The sequence below is a fragment of the Xylanibacter muris genome (genome assembly GCF_013166605.1).
In the GTDB taxonomy this organism is placed as follows: Bacteria; Bacteroidota; Bacteroidia; order Bacteroidales; family Bacteroidaceae; genus Prevotella; species Prevotella muris.
Window position 1 is genome coordinate 38,231 of the sequence record NZ_JABKKF010000002.1, and the last position, 15,830, is coordinate 54,060.

Below are 15,830 nucleotides of genomic sequence, written 5' to 3' on the forward strand. Positions count from 1 at the left end.
ATTACGGTTCTCTTATTTTAAGAGAAAGGGTGTGCCATTGTCCTTTTACCGGACCAAATGACACACTCCGCTCATTCCTTTAAAACAGAACTTTCATAAGTTTATTTGTCTGTAATTGGTGATTACTTGCTCTTATGTCTGTTCTTTCTTAATCTTTTTTTACGCTTGTGAGTAGCCATCTTGTGGCCCTTTTTCTTTTTTCCGCTTGGCATAGCTTTAAAAATTTAAATTGTTGTTATATTTACTGATGTTTATTGTTTCAAATGTGTCTATTGCATTTTTGCAATAAAACTCTTTGCCGGCTTGAATGCCGGATAGTCATGCGCCTCTATTACGATTGTTGTATTTTTGGAAATGTTACGTGCAGTTTTCTGTGCACGGTGTTTCACTATGAAACTGCCGAAACCACGAAGGAACACATCTTCTTTTTTCACAGACAGGCTTTGGCGTACCTCTTCCATAAAGGCTTCCACTGTAGCCGCAACATCTTTCTTCGCAAGACCTGTATCCTCTACAATCTTGTTAATGATATCTGCTTTAGTCATTTCTGATTTTATATATTTTAAAGTTATAGTATTCTTATAATTCCTCAATTTGGAGTGCAAAGATACTGATTTTCAGCGTTACACGGAAATTTATTTTGCTTTTTTTTCTAAAAACTTCATTTCATGTATCAGATAATGTGCAATTGTATGAGTCTTTTAAACCTATACTGTATTTTTTGACATCGCGTATGTCGTTTGACAGTACAATGTTTCATTTATGGTATGTTTTTTTCTGTATATCATGGAAAAAATGTAATTTTGCACTGCATAAAACAGACTTAAATATGAAACAGACAAAGATTGTAGCTTCTGTCAGCGACCGCAGATGCAGTGTTGAGTTCATCCGTCAGCTTTTTGATGCAGGAATGAATGTCATACGTATGAATACCGCCCATGCGACTCCTGATGGAATAAGGGAGATTATCAGAAACACACGTAAGGTATCGAATCATATTGGAATATTGATAGATACTAAGGGGCCTGAAATAAGAACAACGGGTTGTGAGGCCCCAATACCGTATAAGACGGGTGATGTGGTAAAAATATTCGGGCGTCCGGGAATGGATACCGAACATGATATTATAAATCTTTCATACCAGAATTTTGCCAATGATATTCATATTGGCGATGATATTCTTTTCGATGACGGGGCGTTGAGTATGAAGGTTATAGGAATTAACGGCCCGGCTGTAATTGCACAGGTACAGAATGATGCCATGCTCGGGTCACGTAAGAGTGTCAACGTGCCGGGAGTTCATATCGATCTCCCTGCGCTTACGGAAAAAGACATACAGAATATAAATCTTGCGATAGACGAGGATATCGACTTTATTGCCCACTCTTTTGTGCGCAGTGCGGACGATGTGATGGCGGTGCAGGCTGTTCTTGACAAGCGCGGGAGTGATATCAAGATAATATCCAAGATTGAAAATCAGGAAGGTGTCGATAATATAGACGAGATAATTGAGGCATCTTATGGTATAATGATTGCGCGTGGGGATTTGGGCATAGAAGTGCCGATAGAGTGTATTCCGGGTATACAGCGTAAGATTATCCGTAAATGTGTGCAGGCAAAGAAGCCGGTGATTGTTGCTACTCAGATGCTTCATACGATGATAGACAACCCGCGACCGACACGTGCCGAGGTGACGGATATTGCCAATGCTATATATTACCGTACGGATGCACTGATGTTGAGTGGTGAGACCGCAAGCGGAAAGTATCCGGTGGAGGCCATAAGGACAATGGCTCAGATTGCAGAGCAGGCAGAGAAGGATAAATATCGTGAGAATGATATTCACATACCTTTGAGTCCTGATTGTGATGTGCGTGAGTTTATGGCTCACAGTGCCATCGAGGCAACCGAGATAATGGGTGTGAAAGGTATCATAACAGATAGTTCCACCGGACAGACCGCACGTATCCTTGCTGCATTCAGGGGGCCGAATCCTGTGCTTGCTATATGTTATAATGAGAAATTGCAGCGTTGGCTGAATTTGAGTTATGGGGTTACCCCTGTCTATCAGAAGGAGCATATATCATCTCAGGATTTGTTTGTTGCGGCTGTGAGAATGCTTCGTCAGAAAGGGTATATATGTCTTGATGACAAGATTGCATATCTGAGCGGCTCGTTTGGAGCCGGTGGCGGAACAACTTTCCTTGAAATAAATAAAGTGAGAGAGGTGTTTGACAAGTCTTATAAATTTCATTTGCCTCAATAGGTTTTGACCGTCTCATAGAAAGGCGTATTGCATATCGAAAGCGGTGGCAATACGCCTTTTGTGTTATTTTTTGCTCGGCTAATTTGCTACTGAGCCGCATAAAATGTAAAGGGTTTCTGATTGCAAAGCCTTTAGAAACAAGAAGCCCTGCATAATCTTTCGATTTGCAGGGCTTTTCCTGGGTGGGTGGTGGGGCTCGAACCCACGACATTCAGAACCACAATCTGACGCTCTAACCAACTGAACTACATCCACCATGTTTCTTGCTTCTTTAAAGCGAGTGCAAAGGTACGTATTTTATTTTAAATGGCCAAATAATTTACGTACCTTTTTACATCTTTTTAGAATTAAGTGTGAAATTACTTAAATTACTTTGCTGGATTTGTTGCAGCTTCAGTTGCAGCATTGTTTTCACCGCCCTTGTTGGGTTCTGCTTTTTGGTTACCGTTTGCTGCGGGTGTTGCCGGATTGGTTTTGCTTGCTCCGAATCCCGGAAGATTGTTCGGGTTTGTTGTTGGGTTTTCAACACCTTCCATTACAGAAATGTTGGTTGTGGCCTGAGGGACAACGTATGCGCATGCAATACTGATGACAACCATTGCTACTGCCAATCCCCATGTTGTCTTTTCAATGAAGTCGGTTGTCTTGCGGACACCGCCAATTTGATTGTAAGAGGCGAAGCTGGATGACAGTCCACCGCCTTTTGACTCCTGAATCAGCACTATGCCAATCATAAGCAGTGCTGCGATGCAGATAAGAATTACTAAAAGTGTGTACATTTTACTATTTTTGTTTATTACTGTTTATTATCAATTTCTCTAAGAAACGAATTTGGTCTGCAAAGTAAGCATTTTTTTTTGGATAATTCAAACTTAATCGCTTAATTATTTCCAGTGCCTTTGAATATCTTCCTTGTTTTATGTATATGCGGGCCAAGGTTTCTGTAAAAATGCCTTCATCGTTGTCTTTTTCATCTTTATTGCCTTGGTCTGAAATTTGCGGGATATATTCCGGTGTTTCATTTAGTATGATTTTCCCCTTGTCGTTTTCAATGAAACTGTCTATCAGGCTGTGTCCTTTCAGTTGAGGTGTCTTTTCTTCCTCTTCTTCCTGATTGCTTTCGCTTTCCATTAGGTATGCGACATAGTCCACTGCTGCGTCTGCGGGTGTGGGTTTGCGTTTTTTCTTTTCTTCCCCGTTGTTGTGAGGTATCGTATCGAGAAAACTGTCTATCAGCGATATCGTTCTGTTGTCGTTGCCTGCTGTCGGATTCTTTTTCTCCGGAGATTTCTGCTGGTTTGGCTTCAGTTTGTAATGTGCGGCCTCTACCAGTTGAAATATGATGTTTCTGTCTGTAATGTATATTGCGGCTCTTCTTAATTCCTCATCGAATGAAGGGTCGTGCAGGAGATAAAGATTTTGGAGCATGAGCAGTCTGGCAGTCTGGAAATACGGATACAGCGCAAGCATCGAACGCAACTCATAGAGTGTATCGCGGTCGAGTTGTTCAGGATGTTTTATCAGCTCTGTTATTTCCATAATGATATAGCCTTGTTACCTTCTTGCTTATTTGTTTTGTCGTTTTTACAAACTACCAGTTTGCCACCGTCGCGTTAAATATCTGGTCTGTTATTTCCTTTACCATTTGCGTTACAAGCTCTTCCTGCACGGAGTTGAGTGACTGTGTCGTTTCATAACTTGCCTGTGCGGAGAACTGTCTTTCAAAGTCTTCGGAATGGTTTGCATTGTTTGTAAACCTTACGTTGACCGTCATTGAAAGCTCCGTCTGTGCGGAGTATCCTTCGCTTGAAACGGCTTTGTTACGTTGGTTGTATTGCGTTATTTCCCCTTCTATTTTCATGTCTCCGTTTCTTTTCACAAGTATAAGGCGCGTGTTGTTGGCATATACATCCTTTAATTGGTTGTTGAATATGCTGGCCATCGGTCCCCATACATAGCTTGACCTTATCGGGAAGTCTGCAATCTGTATTGTTTTTGTTTTTGAATAGTCTATGCTTGCACCGTTGAATTTGTATGATACGGAGCATGAACTTAGTATGAGGCTTATAAGCATAGTCCAAAAAGACACAAACAGGGAATGTCGGTGCCGTTCTGTTCTGATGTATTTTATAATATGTGTATTGTGCCTCTTGTCCATTTTTTGTAGAATTCGTGAATTACCGGCATATCCTGGTTGGTTATGCGTCATCCATCCTATTCAAGTCCGTATTGTTTTATTCTTCTGTATAAAGTCCTGTCGGAAATTCCAAGTTCGTTGGCTGCTTTCTTTCTGTTTCCGTTGTTTTTCTCAAGGGCTTTTATGAGCATCTGCTTCTCGATGTCGTTGAGATTCAGGTTCTCCTGTTCTTTTGTCGGTTCCACATACTCTTCCGCCACGGCGTCTTCTGTTATCGGTTTGTCGTGCCTGTGCAGATACATGCCGCCCTGTTGTATTTCGGTGTGGTGTACGGCAGGCTGTATGTGTTGCGGTATCGTTGTCTGGATTGACGTGCTGCTTTCTATGTTGTCGTTTATTATTTTTGCGGCCTGGTTTTCTTCAAGCTGTTTCTTCAGCATGGCCATTTCTCTTCTTAAGTCATTCACGTTTCCTTTCAGGTCAAAGAGAATCTTATATAAAATTTCCCTTTCGTTTTCAAAGCTTCGGTCCTTACCCTGTTGTATCGTTGCCAATTGGGTGCTTTCCGTATCCTGGGGGATGAATTTCGCCAGAATCTGTGCGCTGATGTTTCTCTCGGTGCTCAGTATCGATATCTGTTCGGTAATGTTTTTAAGTTGTCTTACATTTCCCGGCCATTTATATCTCATGAGTATACTTTTTGCATCCTCGCTGAGGACAATTTTCTCCATTCTGTATTTTTCCGCCATCTGCATGGCGAATAACCTGAACAGTAGGATTATATCTTCGCCTCTGTCTCTTAGCGGCGGCATTTGTATAGGTATTGAGTTCAGACGATAATAAAGGTCTTCACGGAATCTGCCTTCGCTTATAGCCTTGCGTATGTTGACATTTGTTGCTGCAACGATTCTTACGTCGGTCTTCATTACCTTTGTCGCTCCGACCGGAATGTATTCTCCTGTCTCGAGCACGCGTAGCAATCTTGCCTGTGTGGCAATTGGAAGCTCGCCCACTTCGTCAAGAAACAGTGTGCCTTTGTCTGCCACTCCAAAATATCCTGGGCTGTCATTTATGGCACCTGTGAATGATCCTTTCACGTGTCCGAACAGTTCGCTGTCTATGGTTCCTTCCGGAATGGAGCCGCAGTTTATGGCAAAATATTTTTCACGTTTTCGTGGAGAATTGTCATGGATGACTTTAGGGATTATTTCTTTTCCCACACCGCTTTCTCCTATTATAAGCACACTAAGATCTGTCGGTGCCACTTGTAATGCGACATCGAGTGCATGATTCAACGCCTCGCAGTTGCCCACGATGTTGTATCTTTGTTTTATATTTTGAAGTTCGGATTCCTTCATTTTGCTTACAAAATTACATATTTTATCCGATAACGTGGCTCTTGATGCCTATATTTTAATAAAACTTGTGGATTTCTTTATCTTTTCTTGTCGAATTTTATCATAAGAAGTCCTATCGCGGTCCATATAAGTTCACGTAGCCTTACAATTAAGGCGACGAATATTCCGGCATTTGCTGTCAGGGCCAGTCCTTTTGCCGACATCAGAAAACCTCCCTCACGACCTCCTAACTGTAATGGCATGAAGAAGAGCATATTGGCGAATAGGGAGGTGAAGGCCAGGATTAGTATGCTTTGCGGATAGCTCGCGTCCGGAGTTATTACAAGTAGAATGAAATATATTTCGAGTGCCGAGATAATGCGGCATGCGAGTTCGAGCATCACGGCACTGATAAATGTCTTGCGGTTCTGGTTATGAAGTGCGGCGATCTGTGAGTCGATGTTGTCTAACTGTTCCTTATGCTTTTCGATGAATCCGCTTGCCCATCGTCTGATCATGGGAAAGTGGCTTAGTATGTTCATGCATCTGAATGCGATTCCCTTCTTGTATCCTTTTATGAAAAACCATATTGCGATGATGCAGAATGCGGCCACTGCGGCTAAGAGGGTTCCGATAGGAATGCTTATTTCCTGTGTGATGATGTACAGTATGACAGACAGCAGCCAGAACCAAAAATGGGAAAATATATGTGTCATGGCATACAGTATCACGGATGAAGAGGCTTTTTCCGTGCCGGTTTTCGGTGTGAGCGACATAATCCTGTAGGGTTCTCCTCCCATAAGTCCTCCGGGTGTGGCATAGTTGAGTGCAAAGCCGCTTACCGTTATTTTGTACAGCCACCAGAAGCTTATTTTAGTATGTTGCCCGATATTGTCTGTTGTTTCTTCTTTGCTCTTGTCGCCATTTACCGTGCTGTTTATAATGATGTACCATGCTCCTGTATTGAATATGTACAGGAACATCCACAAGACTATCACTGCAAAGAACCAGTATCCGGCTCTTTGCAGTCCGTCCCATACTTGGGTGAAATCGAGCTGGCTCACCATCAGCGTCAATACGGCAATGCCGAAGATGAAAAACCCGTTTTGGTATTTTTTGTTCATTCTTTTTTCGTTTCCGTGTCTGTCGGTGCCTGATTGTGTCTGCCGTATTGTTTGTTGTCGTCCTTCTTGAACATATCCTTAGGGCGTGGAATGGAGAATCTTGTTTTCTCACTGTCATCCCTTTTCTCATGATATAGCTTAGGCAGCGGGTTCTTCATTGGCGCATCGTATTCCTTTCTGTTGCGGAATATGTCTATGGCTGTGTATATCGCTTGTCGGAACGAGTTTTCGTCAGCTACACCCTTTCCGGCAATGTCGTATGCCGTTCCGTGGTCAGGTGATGTGCGTACTACAGGCAGTCCGGCTGTGTAGTTGATGCCGTTTTCTGCGGCCAGTGCCTTGAACGGGGCAAGTCCCTGATCGTGATACATGGCAAGAACCGCATCGAATTTTGTGTATTTGCCGCTGCCGAAGAGTCCGTCGGCAGGGTAGGGGCCGAATGCCTGTATTCCGTTTTCTTCAAGTTCGCTTATTGCCGGAATGATAATGTCTTTTTCCTCCGTGCCGATAAGTCCGTTGTCACCGGCATGCGGGTTCAGTGCCAATATGGCAATACGCGGGTTTGATATACGCAGGTCGCGCTTAAGGCATTTGTGTAATATTGTTGCTTTTTCTACAATTATTTCTTTGTTTATCGCTTCTGCCACATCCTTTATTGCAAGATGGGTGGTTACGAGAGCCACTCTCAGGCTGTCGTTCATAAGAATCATAAGTGCCTTGTCTCCTTCGCCAAGACAGTCTTCAATGTATTCTGTATGTCCGCAGAAGTTGAAAAGGTCGCTTTGTATATTGTTTTTGTTTATAGGGGCAGTCACCAGCACATCGTATAATTCTGCACGATAATCTGTCATGGCTCTGTCCAAGGCTTTCAATGCGGCGTTTCCTGCTTCCTTTGAAGATATTCCCATGTCTACTTTCACGTCTTCTTCAAATGTCGTAAGCATGTTTAGTTTGCCATCTACGGCCTCTTCCGCATTGTTTATTATTGTAAAGTTTGTTTGCAGGTTCAGCATTTTTCTGTGATAAGCTGCGACTTTGGGCGAGCCATATATAATCGGTGTGCACAGTTCCAGCATCTCCTGGTCTGCAAATGTCTTCAGTATCACCTCGTAGCCAATGCCGTTGGTATCGCCATGCGTGATGGCCACGCGTATTTTCTTATTTTCCATCGGGTTTATTATTTCTTGTTAGTATGTTGATGAATACGGCCTATGCCGTTTCCTGTATTTCTCGTTTTTTACGCTTGTTTTAATTTTCGGTCTTGTTATTTGAAATCATTTTCGGTCTTCTTTTTCTTTGCGGTGCTTAATAGTCCGCAAGCAGCAAATATGTCCTGTCCGCGGCTTGCCCTTATGGTTGTGAATATTCCATGTTTTGTAAGATAGTCGCGGAAGTTCTCCATTTTCTTGTTGTCGGTTCCATGCAGTTCCACATTTGGTATCTGGTGGAACCTTATTAGGTTGAAGCGGCATTCGAGCCCGCTTACAAGTTTTACAATCTCGCGTGCGTGAAGCGTCGTGTCGTTCAGACCGTCAAACATCGTGTATTCGAATGAGGCCCTTCGTTGGTGTGTGAAATCATATTGTTTTAGAAGTTCCACCACCTCTTTTATTGTCATTTGTCTTTCTGCCGGCATCAGCATTTCACGTTGTTCATGAATCGGTGAATGCATGCTTATTGCTATATGGCATTCGCTTTCATCGAGAAAACGTTTCAGTTTGTTTTTTATCCCAACGCTGCTGACTGTTATTCTTTTCGGGCTCCATGCGTATCCGTATCCGGCAGTCAGAATGTCTGTAGCTCTTAATACATTGTCTAAATTATCCATTGGCTCGCCTTGTCCCATGAAAACAATGTTTGTAAGCTGCTCCTGCTCCGGCAGAGAATATATCTGGTTTAATATGTCCGCTGCCGTGAGGTTGCCTTCGAATCCCTGTTTCCCTGTCTGGCAGAACATGCAATTCATTTTGCATCCCACTTGTGAGGATACGCATAAGGTGGCTCTGTCGCCGTCAGGAATGAAAACGGTTTCTACAAATTTGCCGTTTTCAGTGGGAAACAGATATTTTATGGTTCCGTCTTTCGAATGCATGCTTTCTATAGGCGACAAGGCTCCTACTTTATATTTTTCGCTGAGTCTTGACCGGTTTTTAATGGATATGTCAGTCATTTCGTCAATACTTCTTACGTGTGACACATAAAGCCAACGTGCTATTTGGCTGGCGGTGAATCCTGGCATTTCCAGTTCCCCGACAACGTTTTTAAGCTCGTCGAGAGTCATTCCAAGAAGTACTTTCTTTGCATTTTCTTTTGAATCCTGCATATTCTGCATTGTTGTTTAATTTGCAAAGTTACAGTAAATGATGCTTATAACCAAATAAATGACTGTCAAATTGACATCCGGTGATTTGTAGAATGTATATAAAAAGTAATGTGTGTCTGAGACCGTTTCTCTGGTAAGCCGTCTTAGACACACATCACATGTTTTTATTTTTCAATTTCGTAAGTCTTGTGTTTCTTTGCAAAGTCGGTCCAATTGTCCACCTTGTAGAGGTCAAAGGAAGCGATGCTCTGTCCTGTTCTGTAATCGTCAAAGTACCCACGGAAGAACTGTCCTCTCCAGTTTGAGTATTGTTCATAGTCGCGTATTATGATACGGTAGTGGTCTTCATGGAAGTACATGTATATCATTCCGTTTCTTACTTCCCAGTCAAATGTCGACCAGGATTCCTCACCGGTGTATCTGCAATAATCATACTCTGTTCCGACTCCTCCTTTTGCGAAAGCCCCGTCTTGTCTGAACTGTATTTCCGTGATCCATTCCGTTCTGCGGCTGTTAAAACGGTCTGAGTAATAGTCACCGCGTATTGTGCCTTGCCATATTCCGTTTAAGTCGTAAGCCTGGTCTGCATCATCGTCCTGACAGCTTGAGAGCGTGTTTACGGTGAGAACAGCCATAATCAGTAATGTAATGTAAGTGTATAGTTTCTTCATAACGTAAATGTTTGGTTCTTGTTTGCAAAGATAATCCAAATAATCATATTATGAAAGGAAATAATCCTATAATAGCATAGGGAATTCCCTACGATAAGCATACATTATTATGCCATTTATATTGTTTTCGTTGCTTGTTATGTGAAAAAACAGTATATAAATGCGTCTTTTCTCTCAAATTATTTTGTTATATCAAATATAATATATACCTTTACAATGTCTTAGAAAAATAGAATTTATACATCTTATGGAGATTTAAGAATTCTTTTCCATTATTAATACTATCTATCATTAAAAGATAAAAAGCAGCTTGGTTGTGAAACTTACGCTGCTTATTTTTTATTATTATGTGTCTGTTTTTATGGGACGTGTTTGGCAGTGGAGCATCAGTCGCAGATTTTATCATTCATATTCATACGCGTTTTTCTCTTCATGGCAATGCCTGAGCAAGCTTGTCTTTATTCCTACGACCTCGTTATTATCCATTCAGAAATGTTTTTTTTGAAATCTATTTACATATTGGACTGTGTATAAAATTCTTTTTCAATGAACATGCTATTCATGCTCGATGAATAGCATGTTCATCGGTCGAGAATGGCCTATTCATGAAGCGTGAATAGCCTGTTCATTTTTGGTATATTTGGGATAACCGCTAACATATTGTGTTTCAATGTGTTGCGTGTCTTATGCTTTTTGCTTGGAGTGATGTTTGTCTTTGGCGTGAATTTTTATTACAGAATAGGCGTTGCCGGCATTGCTTTCAATGAAATGTATATATAAAAAACAGAATACCCGTCGGATTTGTGTTCCGGCTTTCAGCATGCCGGTCCGAGGGGTATTCCGTGTGATTTTGCTTCTGTTGACGTAAAAGCTGTGGCTTTCATATAAAGACTGCGGGACAGTCTATTCTTTCTCTACAGATTTTTCTGATGTCTTTTTTCCAAAGTTCTCATCTATTCTCAAGAAGGCAGATACGATATATGTTATTGCACATGTGGCCATTACTATTATGAAGAACATGCGGTAGCCTACCGCCTCCTGGACGGCTCCGGCAAAGAGACCGGGTATCATCATCGATAAAGCCATAAATGCCGTGCATAGGGAATAGTGGGATGTTTTATGTTCGCCTTGGCTATAATATATAAGGTATAGCATATAAGCGGTGAATCCGAAACCGTATCCGAACTGTTCCACCAATACGCATGTGTTTATTATAAGAAGATTTGAAGGCATGGCATAACTGAGATATACATATACAATATCCGGCAGCGTGATGGCTACGACCATTGGCCATAACCATTTTTTCAGGCCCCCGTCGCTTACCGCAACACCTCCGATAATACCTCCCAGTGTCAGTCCGACGACTCCCACCGTGCCTTGGACAAGACCGTATTCGGCTGGAGAAAGACCTAATCCGCCGTTATGAGGGGCGTCGACAAGGAAAAGAGCCGATACTTTTGCAAGCAGCCCTTCCGGCATGCGGTAGAATAGCATAAAGCAAATACCGGTCATTACCTGAGGCTTGCGGAAGAATGTTACTACGGTTTGCCAAAGTTCCTTGTTCATGCCTGATGCCGTGATGTTGTCATGTTCATTGTCTTCCGCCGGCCGTGGTAATATATAGCTGTGGTATAGCCATAATGCTATAAACATTCCGGCTATGAAATAAAATGTAATGCTCCATGAATATCTGATGTTTCTTGTGAGTACTTCCAGATTCCCTGCAATCATGACAAGCAGCCCTTGTCCGAATATGGTCGCAATGCGGTAGAATGTGGAGCGTATTCCCACGAATAACGACTGTTGCCGCTCATTCAGACCGAGCATATAGAACCCGTCGGCGGCAATGTCGTGTGTCGCGCTCGAAAATGCCATGAGCCAGAAAAAGCATAGCGTGCCTTGAAGCCAAAACGAAGTGGGGATTGTGAAGGCCACCCCGCCAAGCGCCGCGCCTACAAGCAGTTGCATTGCCGTAATCCACCATCTCTTTGTCTTGATAAGGTCGATGAACGGACTCCAGAAAGGTTTTATTACCCATGGCAGGTACAGCCAGGAGGTATACAGGGTGATGTCTGCGTTAGACATTCCCAGACGTTTGTACATAATGAGTGATATGGTCATTACGGCAACATAGGGTATTCCTTCCGCAAAGTATAGTGTAGGCACCCATGCCCACGGTGTTGTGTGTTTCATCAGACGTTATTTATAAAGCTTTGTTATTTCAGCTCCGCTGTAGTAGTGCAGCAATATTTCATTGTAGTTGAATCCGTTTTCACCCATCATTGCCGCTCCGATCTGGCATAATCCTACACCGTGTCCCCATCCGGCTCCGTGCAGAATGAACTTCTGGGGTATTCCGTTGTCGTCGTATGATGCCTTTTCTACCACGAATGCGCTGCTGTACAGATGGGTGTCGCTGAGAGTACGGCGTATTTCAAGTTCTTTGCCTATGGTGAGTTCCTTCTTTGTTCCGGTTATTCTTAATTTGCTTATACGTCCGCTTTTCCCTCTTTCCAGCGGTATCAGGTCTTTTATATCTCCGAAATCATCTTTTTGTTTGTCGTTGATGAGGCTTGAAAGCTGCTCTTGGGTATATTCTTTTTCCCACCTGTAGAAATCAGCCGTTTCCTGATCGTAGTCGTTCAGCACTTGCGACAATACTTTTCCGTTATGAGTATTACAGAAAGCGTCGGGGGTGCCCAATATCCATTTTTCCGCGTCTTCTTCCTTTGTGAGGTCGTATCTGCCTCCTTCGGCTGTATCTCGTATTGCGGCAAGATATTGTTTGGGTGTGTTTTCCCAACAGAACTGAAACTCCTCTGTCGCTCCTCCGCAGCATTTGCTGAAACGTGCGTCACATATCTCATTGTTGTATGAAAGCACCTGTCCGCGTGTTTCCTCAATGGCTTTTATCACATGGGGGTTGTTTATTTTTGTTATGCCCTGATAGCGTTGGCAGTGGTCATCAGCGCAGACGTCAAATATCGTATGGTCCTCACGGTCGTACCATCTGATTATCTCATCGTCTTTTTTTATAAAAGAGAAGAAGTCGTTCTGGTCTCCTTGTGTCAGGTGCTTGCGTTTCTCCATCTGAGCCAGCAGCCAGCTTCTTGATATTACGGCATGAGCCTTGAGCAGTTCTATCGACGACGTGTCTTTCATTTCACTGGATATGACGCTTGTGAGATAGCTCTCGACCGGCAACTCGTTTATTGCAATGATGTTGTCTGCCTCTACAACCAGTTTCAAAGTGCCGTTGAAAACCTGTGTCTCCTTGCGTTCCCAATGAAAATCCTTACCTATGGTGACTTCATGCAGTGAGAAGGAAGCGTCTGCCGACAAGGGCGTGAATGTCAGCTCACGGTATTGACATCCGTTCCACAATATGCCTCCTTCTGAAAACTCCACAATCTGTTCGCCTTTTATGGTCTCTCCCTTGGCCATGTATGGAGCATTAAGCGAGAATGTTATTTTCTGTCCGTTTACTATGCCGACTTTTACTTCCGGCTCGCACGTGTATGATACACGGCATTTTTTATTTTCAATGCCTTCTTTTATCTTTTCGGCGATTGAATCAATCTCACTTTCTGTAAGTGATACTTCTTTCAATATTCCTGACGCTCTTTCTACGGTGATTTTGTTGAAGTCCTCTTTGCGCGGCATCACAAGAAGTCCGGCCATGTCAAGGGCTCCGGGGCTTACCAGACATTGTGTGTCATCATTGCTGTAGTAGCATTCCGGACGGTGCTTGCTCCTTGGAAATACCACTGTAATGAAATTGTTGCTGTTTTTCCATGCCACAATGTTAATCATGGGTTCCGTATCACCCTCTTTAATTGGTAGCGCATGATACAGTCTTGTAAACAACTGGCCGTAGGTATCGGAGGAATGGGCTTTTATTACAAGTGCCGCGCACGGGTAATCGCTTACAATCCATATACCCTCACTTTCGTTTATAGTTATTATCGGTGTAAGGTTGCGGCTTAATCTCGCCCAACTCTGCTGCAACGGCAGCACTCCGCTTGTACCGGCTTGGAAGTGGGCGTGGTCGGGAGCCGACGCTCCGCATTTCGGTCCGTTGTAGAATACTGTGATTTCAGGATATTCTTCAAGAATCTTATGGATCTCATCGTAATATCCGTAAATCTGTTGCGGACTGTGTGTTTTCAGCGGAATGGTGAAATGGGTGGGCAGTATGGGGTAAGGGTTAACCAATAAGTCAAAACGGTTGTCAATGACTCTTTTGGCCTGTACCTCCGGACGGTTGTTTTCGCAAAGGAAGCATGGTCTTTGCGATATGTCGTTTTTGTTGATGCTTGCTCCTGTCGACACCATTCTTGCCGGATTGTGTTGTGCGATTATGCTGAATGTGTCTCCGGAAAGCTCTTTTGTCTGTATGTTGTGCATGTCGCGGTAACGCATCCTTGCTTCTTCCCATGTCTCAATCTGTCTGTAGAAGAACCTGTGGAGAGGACTGTCGGCCATAATGTCGGTCTTTCCCGTCATCATTTGCCGGCGTGCCGATATTTCCAAAGTGCGTAGCCGGTCTTTATACAGGTTGTTTGCGTTAATCTTTTCTATGGGAAGTGCGGCATCGCTGTTGCCCGACCATCTGCGGCATAGATATAACTCGTCATAGATTCTTCCTATGCGGTAGCGGCGCGAGAAGATGAGTCCGATGGCATAGTCTTCCCCGTAGCTTGTGTTTGGAAACTGTATTTGTCTGAGCAATGGGGTGAAGAAAGCGCGTGGCGCCCCAAGCCCGTTTATCCGCAGTGCGTTGTTGGCACCGTTGTCGTCTGTCCATTCCCTATGGTCGATAAGTCCCGGAGGCAGTGTGTTAAGTTCGAAGTCGCACATGCGGTATGAGCCTATGACCATTGCTGCTTTTTGCTTTCTGAAAGCATATACAATGGTTTGTATGGTGGCAGGCGAACTGTATAGGTCGTCACTGTCGAGTTGTATGGCAAACCTCCCGCATCTTTCATCGTTGACAGCCATATTCCAGCATCCTCCGATGCCGAGGTCTTTGCGTTTGGGTATCAGGTGTATAAGCCTTGGGTCGGCGATGCTTTCAATAAGTTTGGAAGTGTTGTCGGTGGAGTGGTTGTCTACGACTATTACGTTGAACTTGAAGTCGGTTCTTTGGCTCAGTGCGCTGTTTATGGCATCGAGGATCGTCTTTTCGCGGTTTCTGACCGGTATGATGACAGAAGCTTCAACGGGAAAATCCTGTTCGGTGAAGTCAGGGACTCTGCAGAACACACAGTCGATCTTTGCTCCGATAGCGTCAAGATGTGCCGTGGCGACGTCTTCCATTTCTTTTTGAACTTCTCTGTTGGCGGGATTGACATAGTCAAATTGTTTCACTCCGCTTTCTCTGAGGTCGATCTGCTCTTCTGTATATAAGTATTCGTTGATATGGAATATGTTTCCGTTGCGGCTCAGAAACAGTCTTAAATCATACCATCCGGCATATTGGTAGTTCGTGTCGGTATTTGTTTCGACATATTTATGAATGTGCTCTGATTTTATCAGGACAAGAGAACCGAAATCAAAGTCGTCGCGTATGCTTCCTGCTTGATAGTCGATGGTCGGGTGTTGCTGCAATGTTCCGTCTTCCATTGAGTAATAGTCACTGTAGACCATGGCCGCATCCGAGTCGTAGGCAACGCGCAGCATGCGTGACAATGCCGGCATGTCGATGTCTATATGAGTCGCTTTCAGACTGAGCAGTACATAATCGGCATTTGTGTGTTCGGATATTTTTCGTATAGTATCACTGTCTGTAAGTCCTTTCACTGTGATTTCCGAACATCCGTTCGGTGTGCTGTGGCCGGATGGCTTGTTTACAAGCAGGTTTATATTTTGTACTGTTCTGCTGTCACGCAGCATGGTTATTATTGATTCTGTCTCATTTATATCTCCGCATGCCAGGAAACAGTCTATTTTTGAGCGCATATTCTATATTC

General features: G+C 43.4%; 12 protein-coding genes and 1 tRNA gene. 1 reads left to right on the top strand and 12 read right to left on the bottom strand.

Features of this window, described 5'->3' with window-relative positions; genetic code table 11:
* Positions 1-269: 269 nt before the first annotated feature.
* Positions 270-545, bottom strand: coding sequence for an HU family DNA-binding protein (locus tag HPS56_RS02255; RefSeq protein WP_172273218.1), 276 nt, complete (start codon positions 543-545; stop codon positions 270-272).
* Positions 546-829: 284 nt separating this feature from the next.
* Between HPS56_RS02255 and pyk the strand changes: the two genes are divergently transcribed.
* The gene (pyk, locus tag HPS56_RS02260) at positions 830-2,266 is read left to right on the top strand and encodes a pyruvate kinase (protein WP_172273221.1); all 1,437 of its coding nucleotides are present in this window, start codon (positions 830-832) and stop codon (positions 2,264-2,266) included.
* 181 nt (positions 2,267-2,447) lie between these two features.
* Here the strand turns inward: pyk and HPS56_RS02265 are convergent.
* The 11 genes from HPS56_RS02265 to HPS56_RS02315 all read right to left on the bottom strand — a co-directional run bounded on the left by HPS56_RS02265 (position 2,448) and on the right by HPS56_RS02315 (position 15,819).
* Positions 2,448-2,521: transfer RNA gene (locus tag HPS56_RS02265), tRNA-His, on the bottom strand.
* Between the two features lie 113 nt (positions 2,522-2,634).
* Complete coding sequence (secG, locus tag HPS56_RS02270) at positions 2,635-3,045, bottom strand: preprotein translocase subunit SecG (protein WP_172273224.1); 411 nt, start codon at positions 3,043-3,045, stop codon at positions 2,635-2,637.
* Positions 3,046-3,049: 4 nt separating this feature from the next.
* Entirely contained in the window at positions 3,050-3,805 is a 756-nt protein-coding gene (locus tag HPS56_RS02275) for a DUF8458 domain-containing protein (protein ID WP_172273227.1), read from the bottom strand.
* A gap of 52 nt (positions 3,806-3,857) precedes the next feature.
* Entirely contained in the window at positions 3,858-4,340 is a 483-nt protein-coding gene (locus tag HPS56_RS02280) for an LptE family protein (RefSeq protein ID WP_253952365.1), read from the bottom strand.
* Positions 4,341-4,480: 140 nt separating this feature from the next.
* Positions 4,481-5,761 carry a sigma-54 interaction domain-containing protein gene (locus tag HPS56_RS02285; protein WP_172273233.1) on the bottom strand — a complete coding sequence of 427 codons (1,281 nt, stop codon included), beginning with the start codon at positions 5,759-5,761 and terminating at the stop codon, positions 4,481-4,483.
* 77 nt (positions 5,762-5,838) lie between these two features.
* On the bottom strand, positions 5,839-6,864 hold the full coding sequence (locus tag HPS56_RS02290) for a lysylphosphatidylglycerol synthase transmembrane domain-containing protein (protein ID WP_172273236.1): 1,026 nt from the start codon (positions 6,862-6,864) through the stop codon (positions 5,839-5,841).
* Complete coding sequence (pdxA, locus tag HPS56_RS02295) at positions 6,861-8,033, bottom strand: 4-hydroxythreonine-4-phosphate dehydrogenase PdxA (protein ID WP_172273239.1); 1,173 nt, start codon at positions 8,031-8,033, stop codon at positions 6,861-6,863. The genes HPS56_RS02290 and pdxA overlap by 4 nt, the downstream gene beginning before the upstream one ends.
* A gap of 95 nt (positions 8,034-8,128) precedes the next feature.
* The gene (gene rlmN, locus HPS56_RS02300; protein ID WP_253952366.1) at positions 8,129-9,196 is read right to left on the bottom strand and encodes a dual-specificity RNA methyltransferase RlmN; all 1,068 of its coding nucleotides are present in this window, start codon (positions 9,194-9,196) and stop codon (positions 8,129-8,131) included.
* A gap of 155 nt (positions 9,197-9,351) precedes the next feature.
* Positions 9,352-9,858 (bottom strand): hypothetical protein, encoded by a 507-nt coding sequence (locus HPS56_RS02305; protein ID WP_172273242.1) that lies wholly within the window; start codon positions 9,856-9,858, stop codon positions 9,352-9,354.
* A gap of 903 nt (positions 9,859-10,761) precedes the next feature.
* On the bottom strand, positions 10,762-12,051 hold the full coding sequence (locus tag HPS56_RS02310) for an MFS transporter (protein WP_172273245.1): 1,290 nt from the start codon (positions 12,049-12,051) through the stop codon (positions 10,762-10,764).
* A 6-nt stretch (positions 12,052-12,057) separates the two neighbouring features.
* Positions 12,058-15,819 (bottom strand): DUF4922 domain-containing protein, encoded by a 3,762-nt coding sequence (locus tag HPS56_RS02315; protein ID WP_172273248.1) that lies wholly within the window; start codon positions 15,817-15,819, stop codon positions 12,058-12,060.
* Positions 15,820-15,830 lie beyond the last annotated feature (11 nt).